Genomic DNA, 16,193 nt, shown 5'->3' with positions numbered 1-16,193 from the left:
GGGCACGTTCTGCCCCCTGCGGATTTCTACCGTTCAAGCGAAGCGCGTTTAAGAAGTCCGCAGGTATTTAGGCAGATAAGTGCCCGACCGCTTGCGTAACTAAGCGTTCGCGTGGGATATGCACAGCCCTTTTTTGATATGGCAAAACGCCGCCCTCACAGAGAGAGCGGCGCCACAGGGGAGCACGGATGAATTGAATCCGCTCAGATTGGTGTAGATTTTTTGTCCTGTCAAGGAGACAAACCGGACGCATAGTGGTCTATGCAGAGGATTTGGCGACGATGGCAGGGCGAAAAAGATGCACTTAGATGAGTGGATGATTTCGTCCGTGTTCCCCTATATCAGCCCGCAGCTTCTTCCTTCGCGCGTGCGATGAGAAGGGTCAGGAGCTTGATGCCCGCCTCGGGGATGTTCGTGCCCGGTGCGAAAATCGCGACCGCGCCGTGCTCGTAGAGGTTGTCATAGTCCTGCACGGGGATAACGCCGCCGATGCAGACCATGATGTCGTCACGTCCGAGCTTCTTCAGCTCATCGACGAGCTGCGGCAGGAGCGTGTTGTGCCCCGCTGCGAGCGAGCTGAACCCGACCATGTGCACGTCGTTGTCGACCGCATCCTGCGCCGTCTCGGCAGGTGTCTGGAAGAGAGGCCCCACGTCGACGTCCCAGCCCATGTCGGCGAAGGAGGACGCGATGACCTTCTGTCCGCGGTCGTGTCCGTCCTGTCCCATCTTCGCGACGAAGATACGCGGACGGCGACCCGTCAGTTCCTCGAACTCGTCCGCCATCTCACGAGCGCGGTCGAGCTCGGTCTTGTCCGTGAACTCGGAGGAATAGACACCCGAGATCGTATGAATGACCGCCTGGAAACGACCGGAGACCTTCTCCACCGCATCGGAGATCTCGCCGAGCGAGGCACGTGCGCGTGCCGCATCGACGGCTGCTTCGAGCAGGTTGCCGTTGTCGCGTGTCTCTGCCGCCTTCGTGATGCCCTCAAGGCAGCGGCGCACATCGTCCGCATTACGCTCTGCACGCAGTTTCTCGAGACGCTCGACCTGTGCCTGGCGCACCGCCGTGTTGTCGATGGCGAGGATCTGCAGCGGATCTTCCTTTTCGAGGCGATACTTGTTCACGCCAACGATGCTCTCGATGCCGGAGTCGATCTGTGCCTGACGGCGTGCTGCTGCCTCCTCGATGCGCATCTTCGGGAGTCCCGTCGAGATCGCCTTTGCCATGCCGCCGAGTGCCTCGACCTCCTGGATATGCGCCCAAGCGCGGCGGATGATCTCGTTCGTGAGAGCCTCGACATAGTACGAGCCGCCCCACGGGTCGATGATCTTGCAGACGCTCGTCTCGTCCTGGATGTAGAGCTGCGTGTTGCGCGCAATACGCGCCGAGAAGTCCGTCGGCAGTGCGATCGCCTCGTCGAGTGCGTTCGTATGGAGGGACTGCGTGTGGCCGAGTGCCGCGCCCATCGCCTCCATCGCCGTGCGGGCGATGTTGTTGAACGGATCCTGCGCCGTCAGCGACCAACCGGACGTCTGGCTGTGCGTTCTGAGTGCCATCGACTTGTCGTTCTTCGCGTCGAACGACTTGACGATCTTCGCCCAGAGGACACGCGCCGCGCGCATCTTTGCAATCTCCATGAAGTAGTTCTTGCCGATTGCCCAGAAGAACGAGAGACGCTTTGCAAAATCGTCGACGGCAAGCCCCGCCTTGATGCCCGTGCGGATGTACTCAAGACCGTCGGCGAGCGTGTAGCCGAGCTCGATGTCCGCAGGTGCACCCGCCTCCTGCATATGGTAGCCGGAGATGGAAATGCTGTTGAACTTCGGCATGTACTTCGTCGTGTACTCGAAGATGTCGCCGATGATGCGCATGGACATCTCAGGCGGATAGATGTAGGTGTTACGAACCATGAACTCTTTCAGAATATCGTTCTGGATCGTACCTGCCATGATCTTTTTGTCAACGCCCTGCTCCTCACCCGAGACGATGAAGAACGCGAGGATCGGCAGAACCGCGCCGTTCATGGTCATAGAGACGGACATCTGGTCGAGCGGAATGCCCGAGAACAGGATGTTCATATCCAGCATGGAGCAGACCGAAACGCCTGCCTTGCCCACGTCACCGACCACGCGCGGGTTGTCCGCGTCATAGCCGCGGTGGGTCGGGAGGTCGAACGCGATGGAAAGACCCTTCTGACCTGCGGCGAGGTTGCGGCGGTAGAACGCATTCGACTCCTCTGCCGTCGAGAAACCTGCGTACTGGCGCACCGTCCACGGACGGAACACGTACATCGTGGAGTACGGTCCGCGCAGGCACGGCGGAATGCCGCTCGCAAAGTCGAGGTGGCTCATACGCTCGTATACGTCGTGATCGTAGAAGGGGCTCACGGGTACACGCTCCATCGTCTTGTGCGTGAGTGCCTCAAACGTCCGCCCCGTCGTCCCCTCGAAGAGGGCGCGCCACTCCTTGGAGTCTGCGGACGGGCTTTCGCCGAGGCTCATCCCGGTGAAATCCGGGTTCGTAAAGCCTGCCATTACGCAATCATCCCTTTCTTTTTCTGAAGGCGCTCAAGCACCTCGTAGCAGTTCGCCTTGACGGAGATGTATTCATCAATGCCCGCGTTGTTATATGTCTCAAGGAGATCCTTCGGTGCCGCGCCCGCGAGGAATACGCGCGCATTCGGCAGAACCTCGTGGAGCTTCGGTGCAAGTGCGGGTACGATCTCGGGATAGGTCGCGTCCGTGGAGCAGATGACCACCGCATCCGCACCGCTCTTGCCCGCTGCCTCGGCGGCCTCCTCGACCGTCTTGAACCCGTCGTTGCCGAGCACCTCGAACGCGCCGACCTGCAGGAAGCCCGTGGTAAAGTCCGCACGCGCCTTGTGCTGCGGGATGGGGCCCATGTTCGCGAGGAAGATCTTGACGTTGTCGTTCTTCTCCGCCTTGTAGTCCTCCGTGCGCTTCCTGAGTGCCTCGAAACGCTCGCTCCAGCGGTGCGGTGCGATCGCCGTGACTGTCTCCGCCGCGCCCTTGCCGTCCGTGACCGCCGCCATCAGCTCCGCGATCGTCGCGCCCGCAAACGCCGCCTCGATGCCCTTGTCTACGGAGCCATCCGCCTTGAATGCCGCAAGCGCCTCATCGCGATGCTTCACATCGATGTCGGAGAGGTAGGCGTCAATGTCTGTCGTGCGCTGCGCCTTGAGCGCCGCCGTATCCTCTTCGCGGCGGTCGAGCAGAGTCTCCGTCATGTTCGGATACATATTGTTGCCGACGATGCGATCCTTTCGGATGTCCGCCTTCTTGAAGCGGTCGGCGAGAATCGCGGCAATGCCCTCCTGAATAGAGCCCGAGCGCAGCGCCGCGACAACGCCGCCGCGCTCCTCGATGCTCTGGAACTCCTTCCAGATCTTCTCCTTCATCTGGCGTGTCAGCGTCTCAACCGCCCACGAGCCGCCCGCAGGATCGATCGGCTGCAGCATGCCGAACTCCTCCTGCAGCATGATCTGGATGTTGCGCGCAATGCGGCGCGAGAACTCGTCGCCCTTGCGGATCGGCTCATCGAACGGCGCACTCTCGAATGAGTCGATGCCGCCCACAACGCCCGAAAAGATCTCCGTCGTGTTGCGGAGCATGTTGACGTACGGATCGTAGATGGTCTTGAAGAAGAGCGCAGGACGCGCGTGAATGCGCATCTTCTGCGACTCGGCGTTGCCGCCGAACGCCTTGACGATCTGTGCCCAGATGGGGCGCACGGCGCGCAGTTTTGCGATCTGCAGGAAGAAGTTCGCACCCATCGAGAAGCCGAACGCGATCTGCCCCGCCGCCTCGTCAATCGTCAGCCCGCGCTCGCACAGCGCACGCAGATACGCCGCTGCGGTCGCCAGACACGCTGCGATCTCCTGCACATCGTTCGCACCGCCGCTGCTGTAAACATCGCTGCGGACAAACACCGTGCGCAGATGCGGCGCGTTCTTCACCGCCCAGCGCGCAGCTGCAGCGAGGCTGTCATAGTGTGCGTCGAGCGATGCGGGGAGCTTGCCGTCGGTCACGAGTGCGCCGATCGGGTCGGCTCCGACAATGCCCTGCACCTTCGTCATATCCTCCCCCGCCGCACGGCGTGCCGCCGCGACGAGCGAGAGGAGCGGGAGAGCATTCGCACCCGCATAGACATAGAGCGGGAACTTCGCAAGATCAAGCCCCTCAAGGAGTGTGTGCATATCGTCGACCGTCGTCACGCTCGTGCCGATGTCGCCAACCTTCTCCGCCTGACGTGCATCCACACCCGCACGCGATGCGGTGTCGAGCACGATGTGGTAGATCGTCGAGCCCTTGTCATTCTCATGACGCAGGAGCTCGTTGTTCTCTGCGGGCAGCGTCTCATCGCACGCCTGCGCGATGCCCCAGGGCTTCCCGATGTAGCCGGCGGGATCCACACCGCGCAGATAGTCCCCCATGCCGGGCATGACACTCTTGGGCAGGATGTCCTCCGTGTGTTTCTTCGTATACATGGGATCGAAGGTGATGCCCTCATAGGTCTTCGTGAACATGACCTTCTCGAACGGCGCCCCCTTGAGCAGCGCCTCGCAGGCCGCCTTCCACTCCTCGTCCGTCGGCGGAGTGAATTCGTCGAGCGAGACCTCGGGGAAGTCCTCAACATCCGCCGATTTCTTCAGAAGCTTCTGAAGTTCCTCGTCACTCGACCGTTCTTTTTCTTCCGGCATAGTACGTCCTCCTTTAATTTATTGCGGGAAGGCTCTGCTAGTTCTATGAACTAACACAAAAGTAAAGCAATTCTGTGCAGGAAGGAGATGTGTTCGTGGCAATCTGTGCGATGCTCCAAAGCAAACCCTAGTGGAGCAAGCGGAAACGAGGGAACGTTCTGCCCCCTGCGGATTTCTTTCGTTCAAGCGCGCAGCGCGCGTTTAAGAAGTCCGCAGGTATTTAGGCAGATAAGTGTCCGACCGCTTGCGTAACGAGGCGTTTGCGTGGAGTTCGCACAGATGGCTATTTGACATCATACACAAAACTGCATTCCTTGAAAAAAAATCGCCCTGAGCTTCCACCCTCAGAGCGCGCCTCTCAAATAAAGAGGCAAAACGAGAACTGAAAAGATGAGCAATGTTTCCCCAAGGAGCGCATACTCCTTCATCCCGGGGAAATCTCTGGGCACGGGATTTGTTTCACATGCACACAGATCTCCTCAGGATCGTTCATGCAGCGCCGTGTGTATGGAAAAGGAAAAGCCCCTTCCACACGGTGTGCAGAACGGGCTTTTCCGGTATCGTTACTCAGTTCCCGATGGTCTGGTCTCACTGCCAAACTCTCTCTCGAGGCGAACGAATCCGCAAAATCTCCATCCCCATCACTCGCAGGTCAATCGGTGATTGTTAATCAAGCAGGTCTCCTGGCTTCAGTTCATCGTTCTTCCGCATCTTCCCAGAGATTTCTCCCCAGTGACTGCCGACGGGTGTCGGCGCGCGGAATCACTCCCTGTTACAGTGGCGTGACCGCTCCGGCTTATGGAGTCCATGACTCCCATACCGGATTCCCTATGAAGCAATCGAGGCTCTGTCAAACAAAACCTCTGCACTTGATCCATCAACAATATTTAGTTTTTATGGTACGATAGAATAGTACCACCGAAAACGCGTCTTGTCAACAAAAAAAGAATCACTGCGTGAATTATCTCACAGCGATTCCTCATTTGCATAATTTTCATCAATTGATGACATAAACCTCGACGTTGCGACGACCAAATTGGATCGCCTCGTCATAGCTCTCCATGCAGAGATCAATCGTGTTGCCGACGATCGCGCCGCCCGTATCGGCGGCGATTGCCTCGCCGTAGCCTGGGATGTAGAGGCGCGAGCCGAGCGGAATGACATTCGGATCGACCGCGACAACGCCGCGGCGTGCGACCATGCCAGTCGCCGTGATGCCGCTGCCGCCCCCGTCACTTGGGAGGTAGGCCGACGCGTGCATCGTATAGGCTGCGCGGTAGCGCGGGATGCCCCGGCTGACGCGGTCTGCCTCACGCTCACGTGCACGGCGCTGCTCAGCGGCCTGTTCGTTCTCCGTGAGCTGGATGTGGAGGTCTGCCGTGACCGGCGTATCCGCAGACGGGGATACATCAACCTCATTCGGGTTATAGCCGTACTCTGCCATGACATCGCCGACCGTACGCCCGCTCGTCATGACCGCCTGCGTATCGTCCCAGAATGAGATGCTCACGGGAACGGCACGTCGTACGGAAATCTCTGTATGGCGCTCGTCCTCGCTGTGGAACACCTCGTAGGTATCCTTTGCGCCGAGCTTTATGCCGAGTTTCTCAAAAATATCATTGGGTCTCGTCTGCACCGTCATGTCGGTGATGGTCTCGCCGTCGACGTGCACGCTCACGCGCTGCATGTTCTTCGGCAGGCCGTTCATCGTGAATCCGCTGGAGAGCAACATCATACCTGCCAGCGTGGCACAGAACATCGTGTTCTTCTTTGTCTGAATCAGCTGTCCAAGCTTCTTCCACTGCATAGAATTCCCCCTTTGCTGACGGTATTTTCCCACTTCAAGCTGAATTTTTCATGAAAAATGGGATTCGGTCTAAAATTGAGAGCTGTTTTCTCATTTTATTCACCACTTTAGGGAAAATTGTCCCATGTAAAAACCCTGCGCACGGAGGATTGCTCCATGCACAGGGCGATGCTTTTACGAAAGAACAGAATCAAACAAGTTTCGGATAGAGTCGCCGCGCGTTCTCCGTCGTATAGGTAGCGACCTCCTCGAGCGATTCGCCGCGCAGCTCCGCGATCTTCGCAGCGACGTGCACGACGTAGGCGGGCTCGTTGCGCTTGCCGCGCTTCGGCACGGGTGCAAGATAGGGGCTGTCCGTCTCGATTAGCAGCAGTTCACGCGGCGCTTCGCGCACGATGTCGGGTAGCTTCGCCGCGTTCTTGAACGTGAGCGGCCCGTCGATGCCGATATAGTACCCCATCTTCCAGAGCTCGCGCGCCGTCTCGAGGCTGCCCGAGTAGCAGTGGAGCACGCCCGTGAGATCACGCCCCTCCGCCTGCAGGATGGCAAGCGTATCCCCGTGCGCCTCTCGATCGTGGATACACACGGGCAGACCCGTCGCACGCGCCACATCGAGCTGTGCGCGGAAAAGTTCACGCTGCACGGCGCGCTGCGCCGCATCCTTCTCCCAATAGTAGTCAAGACCGATCTCTCCGATAGCGACAACCTTCGGATGCTCTGCCCACGCGAGGAGCTGCGCACGATCCGCGTCTGTGAGCGGCGCGGCGCTCTCGGGGTGAATGCCGACGGCGGCGTAGAGTGCGGGATAGCGCTCCGCATCCGCCACCACCCGCGCGGACGCCGCCATCGTGTCCCCCATGCTGATGATCTGCGTGACACCCGCCGCCTCGGCGCGCGCAATCATCTCTGCGCGATCCGCGTCATAGCGTTCGTCATAGAGATGGGCGTGCGTGTCAATATATCTCGTCATCATGCAATCTCAATGCGTGGGAAGAGCTGCTCCGCCGTGCCGACCGTGTGCCCATCAGGCGTGACGCCCCATGCGGCATCGGAGAGCTGTACGCCCTCAAAATCCGATGTACAGCCCAGCTGCTCGTGAATGCGGCGCGCCGTCACAGGCAGGAACGGCGAGATGAGAATGCTCGTGATACGCAGGGACTCGACGAGGTGATAGAGCACGGAATCGAGCTCAGCCGCCTTTGCCTCGTCCTTTGCAAGTGCCCACGGCGCGGTCTCGTCGATGTACTTGTTCGTGCGCGAGATGAGTGCCCACGCCGTCTTGATTGCGGCTGACAGCTCCATTTTTTCCATCTGCTCCGTATAGTCCGTGAGCGTCGCCGCCGCCATGTCCTCGAGCGCCGTGTCAAACTCCATGCGTCCCGCGCCCTTCGTGATGACGCCCTTCCGATACTTCTTTGCCATCGAAAGGGTTCTGTGCAGCAGGTTGCCAAGGTCGTTCGCCAGATCCGAGTTGATGCGCCCGATGAGTGTGTCGCGCGAGATGTTGCCGTCCTGCCCGAGCGTGATCTCGCGCAGCAGGAAGTAGCGCACGGCATCCGCGCCAAACTCCTCAATGAGAGCAATTGGGTCGACGACGTTGCCGACAGATTTCGACATCTTTGCGCCGTCCACAATCAGCCATCCGTGCCCATAGACCTTTTTCGGCAGATCAAGTCCGAGTGCCATCAGCATGCAGCCCCAGATGATCGTGTGGAAGCGCACAATCTCCTTGCCGACGAGATGCACGTCCGCCGGCCAGTAGTGGTTGAATTTCGCCCTATCATCCATGTAGCCAATCGGCGTGAGGTAGTTCGTGAGTGCATCGAACCAGACGTAGACGACGTGCTTCGGGTCGAACGGTACGGGGATGCCCCAGTCGAACGAGGTGCGCGAGACGCAGAGGTCTTCGAGTCCCTGCTCGATGAAGGCGATCATCTCGTTGCGGCGCGAGACGGGTTGGATGAAGTCGGGGTGCTCGTTGATATAGGCGATCAGGCGATCCGCATACTTGCTCATGCGGAAGAAATACGCCTCCTCCGAGACCTCCTGCACGGGGCGGTGGCAGTCGGGGCAGCAGCCGTTTTCATCGAGCTGCAGCTTCGTCCAGTAGCTCTCGCACGGCGTGCAGTAGAGCCCCGTGTACGCGCCCTTGTAGATGTCGCCCTGATCGTAGATCTTTTGGAAAATATGCTGTACGAGTTCGTGGTGACGCTTCTCCGACGTGCGGATGAAGTCGTCGTAGGAGATGCCGAGCAGCCGCCAGAGTTCCTGAAAGCCCGCGACAATGCGGTCGACGTACTGAAGGGGCGTCACGCCCTCCTTCTCCGCCGCCTGCTGGATCTTCTGCCCGTGCTCGTCCGAGCCGGTCAGAAAGAACACATCGTAGCCCGCGAGCCGCTTGAACCGCGCAATCGTGTCTGCAACCGTCGTGCAGTATGCGTGCCCGATGTGCAGCTTCGCGCTCGGGTAGTAGATCGGTGTTGTAATGTAAAATGGAGTCTTTTCGCTCATAAATCATGCCTCGTTTCAATCAGTTTCACTTTATAGTAGCACAGTGACGCCGCGCTTTCAATATCGTGCCTTAAAGCGTATCCATAACATCTACAAGTCCGCCCCGGACACGAGCCGCACATTCTCCTGTGCAGCAGCATCGCGCAGTCGCTCGGTAAAGCCATAGAAGGAAAAGATCATATAGTGACAGTTTCCATGATATTTCTTTTGCGGAAATTTGTCCTGCAACTGTCGGAGTACGTCAAGATCGGCGGGAGTACGGCGAAATTTACATTCCGCGAGCAAAAAGTTCCGCTCCGCGCGATCTGCGGCGACAATGTCGATTTCCTCCGATACGGTGCGTCTTTTCCCATCTGCGATGTGCGTGACCTTCTCCCACCATCGCCCAATCTTGATGAAGTGAAAGGGCAGCGTCCCCGCCTGATTGCACGAACGCAGATACTCCATGCAGATCTTCTCATAGGTGCGCGAAACAAATTCATGAAGCTGCGGCACAATGAGATGCTGCCACACGCCCACCACATCGCCCGCCTCAAGCTCCGAGTGGCTGCCGTAGAGAAAGGCATACCAAAATCGGAAATACGCATCGGTCAGCTGATACAGTCCCCGTCCGCTGCCCGCACGCTCCTTTACAGTGGAAAGCACAGAAAACTCGCGCTCGATAATGCCGATCTCCATGAGGTTCTTCAGATAGACGCTGATCTTCGTTTTCTCAATCTGTGTCTTGCTGTGGATGAGTGCCAGTGTGTTGTTGCCAAGTGCCACCGCCTCAATGATGGCATTGTAGACACTCGTCTCGCGCAGCTCCTGTCGAAGCAGGAACTCCACCTCGCTGTAGAGCACACAGCCCTTTTGCAGGATGTTCGTGCGGATATTTTCTTCGAGGGATTTCTCGGATTGAAACTGAATCAAATAGTAGGGAATGCCGCCGAGAATCGCATAGACCGCGACCTGATCCTCCACACTGTACTGCGGAAAAAACTGCCGTACGCTTACAAAGGGCAGCGGCAGCAGTTTGTAGATACCCGTCGCCCGTCCATACAGCGGATTCCGCTCGGCGAGCAGCTCGTTCTCGATAAAGCTCATCGCACTGCCGCAGAGAATGAGCATGACGTTTGCACGCGAGAGCTCATGATCCCAAAGATTTTGCAGGATGGACGGCAGTTCGGGACGGCTTGCGCACATATAGGGGAACTCGTCGATGATGAGAAGCTTCTTCCCCTCGGATGGAACATCCTGTATGCTCCTGAGTGCCGTCTCCCAATCCGAAAACGAGGTCAGAAACCGCGCCGCAGGGAGACCCGTCTGCAAGATGCGCTTTGAAAAGCGGGCAAGCTGCTCCTGATCGGTACACTCCGTGCAGGCGTAGAATACGGCAGCCTTATCCCGAGCAAACTGCTGCAGGAGCTCTGTTTTTCCAATGCGCCGCCGTCCATAGAGCACGACGAGCTCGGCACGCTCCGAGTCATAGCGCTCCTGTAAAAAATCCAGTTCACGTGCACGACCGATAAACACAGTATCACCATCTTTCTAATCACGATTATAATAATCGTGATTAGAAAATTATACAACAACGACGAAAAAATCGCAAGGCTCAATCGCCCCCCGCCAGTACCGCCTGATACACATCTCGCCGTGAGATGCCAAGCTCCTGCGCGGTGCGGCGCATGGCTTCCTTCTTGTCCAACCCCTTGGCGATGTGTGCCGCATAACGCTCCGTGAGAGACATCTCCTCCGCCGCATCCGCAGTACTCGCGGCATTGTCGTCCGCGCCCGCAACGATAAGCACGAACTCACCACGTGACTCGTGCTCCCGATAGTGTGCGAGGAGGTCGCCGAGGGTCGTGCGGCGAAACTCCTCGAACTTCTTCGTCAGTTCGCGTGCAGCGCACGCATGCCGCTGTGCGCCGAGTGCCGCTGCGAGTGCGGCAAGGGTCTCCTTGAGACGATGCGGCGCCTCGTAGAAGATCAGTGTCTCGGGGTAGGCGGCGACGCGCGCCAGAACCTCGCGCCGCTTCTTCTCCTTGCGCGGGAGAAAGCCGACGAAAGTGAATCCCTCCAACGGCAGTCCCGCGCAGATGAGCGCAGAGAGTGCGGCGTTCGCGCCCGGCAGCGGCGTGACGGGGATGCCCTCCGCGATGGCACGGCGTGCGAGATCGCTGCCGGGGTCGGCGATGCCGGGCAGCCCCGCATCGCTGACGCAGACGATGTTCTCACCCGCCTGCATCCGAGCGATGAGCTCTGCGCCCTTTTCTTCCTTATTATGCTCGTGATAGCTCGTCATAGGCGTATGGATGTCATAGTGTGCAAGAAGGCCGCGCGTGTGCCGCGTGTCCTCGGCCGCAATGAGATCCGCCGCACGCAAGGTCTCGACAGCGCGATAGGTGATGTCACCGAGGTTGCCGATGGGTGTCGCACAGAGATAGAGCTTTCCTGTCACTGTCATTCCTCCGCTGTATTTTCTTCTTTTGTTTATACGGCACGGACGCTGCATTGTCAAGTGAGGGTTATGAAAACACCCCCACTCTTAAAATTTCGATTATATTTCTCATTTTTGACTTTTCATTTTCCCTGCATTCATATATAGTAGGGACAGAAACAAGGAATGACGAGGTGGATAGATATGGAAGAAAAATCACGTGTCCTCATTGTCGAGGATGAGGTGCGCATTGCGCGGTTCCTGCAGATGGAGCTCGAGCACGAGGGGTTCGAGGCGGAGACCGAGGGCAACGGCACGCGCGCCTATGAGCGCATCATTCAGGAGAATTTCGATATTATCCTGCTTGATGTCATGCTGCCCGGCATGGACGGCATTGAGATCTGCCGCCGTGTCCGCACGGTCTCGAACGTGCCCATCATCATGCTGACGGCACGCGATGCCGTGGAGGATCGCGTGGAGGGGCTGGACATCGGTGCGGACGACTACATCACGAAGCCGTTTGCCGTGCCCGAGCTGCTCGCACGTCTGCGCAACGCTCTGCGCCGCCGTGACATCTCGACCGAGGATGCGTCCGACCGCCTCACGGTAAAGAATCTCATCATGTTCCTCTCGCGCTACGAGGTGCAGGTGGACGGCGAGACCGTCGCCCTCACAAAGCGCGAATACGATCTGCTCGAGTACCTGCTGCGCAACAAGCGCACGGTGCTGACGCGCGATCAGATTCTGCAGGAGGTATGGGGCTTCGACTACACCGGCGAAACAAACGTCGTCGATGTCTATATCCGCTACCTGCGCGCCAAGCTGGATGACCGCTTCAACAAGAAGTACATCTACACGGTGCGGGGCGTCGGGTATGTTGTCCGCGACTAATTCGCGCCTCGCCCGCTGGATCGACCGCTATTTCTACATCCGCATTTCTACAAAGATCACCCTGCTGTACGCGGCAATCCTCTTTTTCGTACTCATTCTCTCGACGGCGATTCTGGGGATTGGCGCGTACATCTATTTTTATCGGCAGGCGGAGGTCGATCTCGACCGCAGTATACGCCACGTGATGAGCAATATCGAAAGCGGCAATGCGGCAGAGGCAAAATTCTGGTTCGAAGGGCCCGTCATACCGGGTGTCATCGTACGTATTACAGATCGTTCGGGGCGTGTTGTGCTCGATACGGATGCGCATTTCCCCTCGATTGAAACGGTCGAGAGCGGCCGAATCTCGACGCCGATCTGGGCAAATCCCGATATGGAGGTCTCTGAGTTCAAGGGCGGTGCCGTCTATCATGCGCGGCGCAACATTGAGTACGACGGTATTCCCTATCAAATCCATTTCTTCCGCACGATCACAACGGAAACGGACTTTTTCAATTCCCTGCAGCGACTGCTCTTCTACACGGTTGCCGGATGCTTTGTGCTCGCACTCCTTGCAGGTCATTTCATCAGCAGACGCATCCTGAAACCCATCCGCGAGATCACCTGGACGGCGCGCAGCATCGAGGTGGAACGTCTCGGACGGCGTCTGGATGTGCCACGTGCCCGCGATGAGCTGTCGGAGCTCGCGCGTACGTTCAACCGCATGCTTGATCGCCTGCAGGAAGGCTTCCAACAGGAGCAGCGTTTCGTCTCCGACGCATCGCACGAGCTGCGCACGCCGCTCACAGTCATCCTCGGTTACTCCGACATGCTCTCGCGCTGGGGGCGCGAGGACAAGAACATCCTCGACGAGGGCATCACCTCCATTCGTTCGGAGGCGGAGAATATGCAGCAGCTCATCGAAAAGCTGCTCTTCCTCGCGCGTGCCGACCAGAAGCGGCAGGCAGTCAACAAGGAGGATGTTGATCTCGCGGAGCTCCTCGCCGATACGATGGAGAAGATGCAGACGGTCACAACCTCTCACGAGGTCACGCTCGGACGAAATGATCCTGTGACTGTAAGCGCGGATCCCGTGCTCCTGCGCCAACTGCTGCGCATCTTCCTCGAGAACAGTCTGAAGTATACGCCCCCCGGCGGTCACATCCACGCCTACTCGATCCGCACACCGGACAATTCGGCGGTCACGGTGACACTCACCGACGACGGCATTGGCATTGCACCCGAACATCAGGCGCGCATCTTCGACCGATTCTACCGCGTTGACTCCTCGCGCGCGAAGGAGACAGGCGGCTCGGGACTCGGGCTCTCCATTGCGCGTTGGATTGCCGAGCGCCACGACATCAAGATCGTACTCAAGAGCGCTGTCGACGAGGGTACGACGATCACACTCACGATCCCGATCGTTCATGACGAAACTGCATAGAATATATGAAAAGACGCTGCCTATGTACTACACGGGCGGCGTCTTTTATGATACAATGAATTTGTATTTTATGTATGTTGTGATATTGTATGCGATGATGTATTGATACAGAAAGGATGGATTGCTATGAAGATCCTCATCACAGGCGCAACGGGACAGCTGGGTCACGACTGCGTGGAGGAGTGCAGGGCGCGCGGGCACGAGGTACACGGCGTCTCCTCGGAGCTCTTCCCTCTCTCCGACGAGAACGTCATGCGCGCCGTCCTCGAAGCGGTCGAACCCGATGCCATCCTGCATGCGGCGGCATACACTGCCGTGGATCAGGCGGAGGACGAGCCCTCGCTCTGCCGCAAGATCAATGCGGCAGGCACGGAGATTCTCGCGCGCCTCGCACGCGAACGCGATGTGAAGCTCCTCTACATCAGCACGGACTACGTCTTCCCCGGCACAGGCGACACGCCCCACGAGACGAACGCGCTCACATCCCCGCACAACGTCTACGGCGCGTCGAAGCTCGCGGGCGAGGAGGCTGTGCAGCAGGATCTCGACAAATACTTTATCGTGCGCACCTCGTGGGTCTTTGGTCTGCATGGCAAGAACTTCGTCAAGAGTATGCTGCAGCTTGCCAAAACCAATAAAATTCTCTCCATCGTCAACGATCAGATCGGCTCGCCCACCTATACGCGTGACCTCGCGCCGCTGCTTGCGGACATACTTGAGTCCGAAAAGTACGGCATCTACCACGCGACGAACGAGGGGTTCTGCTCGTGGGCGCAATTCGCGCGCGAGATCTTCCGTCAGGCGGGCATCAATGTCAACGTCACGAACGTCCCCTCGCATATGTACCCAACGAAGGCAACGCGCCCGAAGAACTCGCGCCTCAGCAAGAAGTCGCTTGACGACGCGGGCTTCCACCGCCTCCCTCCGTGGGAGGATGCCGTTGGGCGGTTTTTGAAGGAGCTAAAAGAGACGGCGGAATAGCCGCTGCTGCACTGTGAGGCGGCTGTGTGTTCGCGTGGGACTCGCACCTCTGTACAAGACTCCCCTCAGATATGTATACCCTGACAAAAGAGTGACAAATATGCCCCATTCTGTTATAATGGGGCATATTTTTATCCAACCAAAAGGAGGAATCCATTTGCTCAGCAACATCAGCCGCAAGTACCGCGAGACAGCCCTCATCAAGCTCATCGCGGTCGGACTCATCATCGGTATCCTCATCGCGCTCTACGCACCCGCGCTCATTCCCATCGTCGCCGTGCTCGGCGATGTCTTCGTCCGCGCACTGAAGGGCGTTGCACCGATCCTCGTCTTCGTCCTCGTCATGAATGCAATGGCGCAGCGCACGGTTGGTTCGGGTGCAGCGCTGCGCCCCATCGTGCGCCTCTACATCATTGCGACCTTCCTCGCATCTGTTGTAGCAGTCGCCTTCTCCTTTGCCTTCCCGTCCACGCTGCATCTCGTCGTGGCGGACGCGACCGTTGCGCCGCCGAGCGGCATCGTCGAGGTCGTTCACAACCTCATTCTCAAGGTCGTCGACAACCCGATCAATGCGATTGCGAGCGCGAACTACATCGGTATCCTCGCGTGGAGCGTCCTCGCAGGAATCGCCCTGCAGAAGGCAAGCCCGACGACCAAGAACACCGTGCGCGACTTCGCCGTCGTCATGACGCAGATCGTTCTCTGGGTCATCCGCTTTGCCCCGTTCGGCATCATGGGACTTGTCGCTGACGCAGTTGGTACGAGCGGCGTGGATGCCCTCATCAGCTACCTCCAGCTCCTTGCTGTCCTGCTCGGCGCATTCTTCTCCGTCGCCCTCATCATGAATCCCATCATCGTCTGGATGCACATCCGCCGCAATCCGTTCCCGCTCGTCTTTACGACGCTACGTGAGAGCGGCATCTACGCCTTCTTCACGCGCAGCTCGGCGGCGAATATCCCCGTGAACCTCCAGCTCTGCAAGCGGCTTGGGCTCAATCCCGAGGTTTACTCCATTTCCATCCCGCTCGGTGCGACCATCAACATGAGCGGCGCGGCGATCACGATCGCCATCCTCTCGCTCGCAGCGGCAAACACGCTCGGCATCCACGTCGACCTGCCGACGGCGCTCCTCCTCTGCCTCATCGCCACGATCGGCGCATGCGGCGCTTCGGGCGTTGCGGGCGGCTCGCTACTCCTCATCCCCGTCGCCTGCTCCTCGTTCGGCATCGGCAACGACATCGCGATGCAGGTCGTCGGTGTCGGCTTCATCATCGGTGTGCTGCAGGACTCCTGCGAGACCGCGCTCAACAGCTCCACCGACGTCCTCTTCACTGCGACGGCGGAGTTCGCCGACCGCGCCAAGGCGGGAACGCTTACTGCAGAGGATATGACACCAAAGAGCTAAGGAATCGCTGATAAAATGAAGTCCGTCAGA

Annotated in this window: 11 protein-coding genes and 1 riboswitch; of the genes, 4 read left to right on the top strand and 7 right to left on the bottom strand. The window is 58.6% G+C overall.

Annotated elements, in window-relative coordinates; translation table 11 throughout:
• Positions 1-341 precede the first annotated feature (341 nt).
• From scpA to rsmI, 7 genes are all read right to left on the bottom strand, one after another.
• Positions 342-2,540 carry a methylmalonyl-CoA mutase gene (gene scpA, locus HMPREF9163_RS06265; RefSeq protein ID WP_009440885.1) on the bottom strand — a complete coding sequence of 733 codons (2,199 nt, stop codon included), beginning with the start codon at positions 2,538-2,540 and terminating at the stop codon, positions 342-344.
• Positions 2,540-4,726: a methylmalonyl-CoA mutase family protein gene (locus HMPREF9163_RS06260; RefSeq protein ID WP_009440884.1), complete on the bottom strand. Its 2,187-nt coding sequence runs from the start codon at positions 4,724-4,726 to the stop codon at positions 2,540-2,542. The genes scpA and HMPREF9163_RS06260 overlap by 1 nt, the downstream gene beginning before the upstream one ends.
• A gap of 655 nt (positions 4,727-5,381) precedes the next feature.
• Positions 5,382-5,614, bottom strand: a riboswitch (cobalamin riboswitch).
• 109 nt (positions 5,615-5,723) lie between these two features.
• Complete coding sequence (locus HMPREF9163_RS06255) at positions 5,724-6,533, bottom strand: G5 and 3D domain-containing protein (protein WP_009440882.1); 810 nt, start codon at positions 6,531-6,533, stop codon at positions 5,724-5,726.
• A 190-nt stretch (positions 6,534-6,723) separates the two neighbouring features.
• Positions 6,724-7,506, bottom strand: coding sequence for a TatD family hydrolase (locus HMPREF9163_RS06250; RefSeq protein ID WP_009440880.1), 783 nt, complete (start codon positions 7,504-7,506; stop codon positions 6,724-6,726).
• Positions 7,503-9,044, bottom strand: a complete 1,542-nt coding sequence (metG, locus tag HMPREF9163_RS06245) for a methionine--tRNA ligase (RefSeq protein ID WP_009440879.1) — start codon at positions 9,042-9,044, stop codon at positions 7,503-7,505. The genes HMPREF9163_RS06250 and metG overlap by 4 nt, the downstream gene beginning before the upstream one ends.
• Before the next feature lie 90 nt (positions 9,045-9,134).
• Complete coding sequence (locus HMPREF9163_RS06240; RefSeq protein WP_009440878.1) at positions 9,135-10,559, bottom strand: ATP-binding protein; 1,425 nt, start codon at positions 10,557-10,559, stop codon at positions 9,135-9,137.
• 79 nt (positions 10,560-10,638) lie between these two features.
• Complete coding sequence (gene rsmI / locus HMPREF9163_RS06235) at positions 10,639-11,490, bottom strand: 16S rRNA (cytidine(1402)-2'-O)-methyltransferase (RefSeq protein WP_009440877.1); 852 nt, start codon at positions 11,488-11,490, stop codon at positions 10,639-10,641.
• 177 nt (positions 11,491-11,667) lie between these two features.
• Between rsmI and HMPREF9163_RS06230 the strand changes: the two genes are divergently transcribed.
• From HMPREF9163_RS06230 to sstT, 4 genes are all read left to right on the top strand, one after another.
• A complete protein-coding gene (locus HMPREF9163_RS06230; RefSeq protein WP_037346312.1) occupies positions 11,668-12,354 on the top strand; it encodes a response regulator transcription factor in 687 nt (228 codons plus the stop codon).
• The gene (locus tag HMPREF9163_RS06225) at positions 12,338-13,777 is read left to right on the top strand and encodes a cell wall metabolism sensor histidine kinase WalK (RefSeq protein ID WP_009440875.1); all 1,440 of its coding nucleotides are present in this window, start codon (positions 12,338-12,340) and stop codon (positions 13,775-13,777) included. The genes HMPREF9163_RS06230 and HMPREF9163_RS06225 overlap by 17 nt, the downstream gene beginning before the upstream one ends.
• A 126-nt stretch (positions 13,778-13,903) precedes the next feature.
• On the top strand, positions 13,904-14,758 hold the full coding sequence (gene rfbD / locus HMPREF9163_RS06220; RefSeq protein WP_009440873.1) for a dTDP-4-dehydrorhamnose reductase: 855 nt from the start codon (positions 13,904-13,906) through the stop codon (positions 14,756-14,758).
• Between the two features lie 157 nt (positions 14,759-14,915).
• Positions 14,916-16,163 carry a serine/threonine transporter SstT gene (gene sstT / locus HMPREF9163_RS06215; RefSeq protein ID WP_037346309.1) on the top strand — a complete coding sequence of 416 codons (1,248 nt, stop codon included), beginning with the start codon at positions 14,916-14,918 and terminating at the stop codon, positions 16,161-16,163.
• Positions 16,164-16,193 lie beyond the last annotated feature (30 nt).

Origin of the sequence: Selenomonas sp. oral taxon 138 str. F0429, assembly GCF_000318175.2 — a bacterium.
Classification (GTDB): Bacteria; Bacillota; Negativicutes; order Selenomonadales; family Selenomonadaceae; genus Centipeda; species Centipeda timonae.
Note: the sequence above shows the minus strand (reverse complement) of the source record. Positions and strands in the feature narration are given on the sequence as shown.

Coding starts and splice junctions, on each gene's coding strand:
- scpA (WP_009440885.1), bottom strand. CDS start 2,540: ATGGCAGGCTTTACGAACCCGGATTTCACCGGGATGAGCCTCGGCGAA.
- HMPREF9163_RS06260 (WP_009440884.1), bottom strand. CDS start 4,726: ATGCCGGAAGAAAAAGAACGGTCGAGTGACGAGGAACTTCAGAAGCTT.
- HMPREF9163_RS06255 (WP_009440882.1), bottom strand. CDS start 6,533: ATGCAGTGGAAGAAGCTTGGACAGCTGATTCAGACAAAGAAGAACACG.
- HMPREF9163_RS06250 (WP_009440880.1), bottom strand. CDS start 7,506: ATGATGACGAGATATATTGACACGCACGCCCATCTCTATGACGAACGC.
- metG (WP_009440879.1), bottom strand. CDS start 9,044: ATGAGCGAAAAGACTCCATTTTACATTACAACACCGATCTACTACCCG.
- rsmI (WP_009440877.1), bottom strand. CDS start 11,490: ATGACAGTGACAGGAAAGCTCTATCTCTGTGCGACACCCATCGGCAAC.
- HMPREF9163_RS06230 (WP_037346312.1), top strand. CDS start 11,668: ATGGAAGAAAAATCACGTGTCCTCATTGTCGAGGATGAGGTGCGCATT.
- HMPREF9163_RS06225 (WP_009440875.1), top strand. CDS start 12,338: ATGTTGTCCGCGACTAATTCGCGCCTCGCCCGCTGGATCGACCGCTAT.
- rfbD (WP_009440873.1), top strand. CDS start 13,904: ATGAAGATCCTCATCACAGGCGCAACGGGACAGCTGGGTCACGACTGC.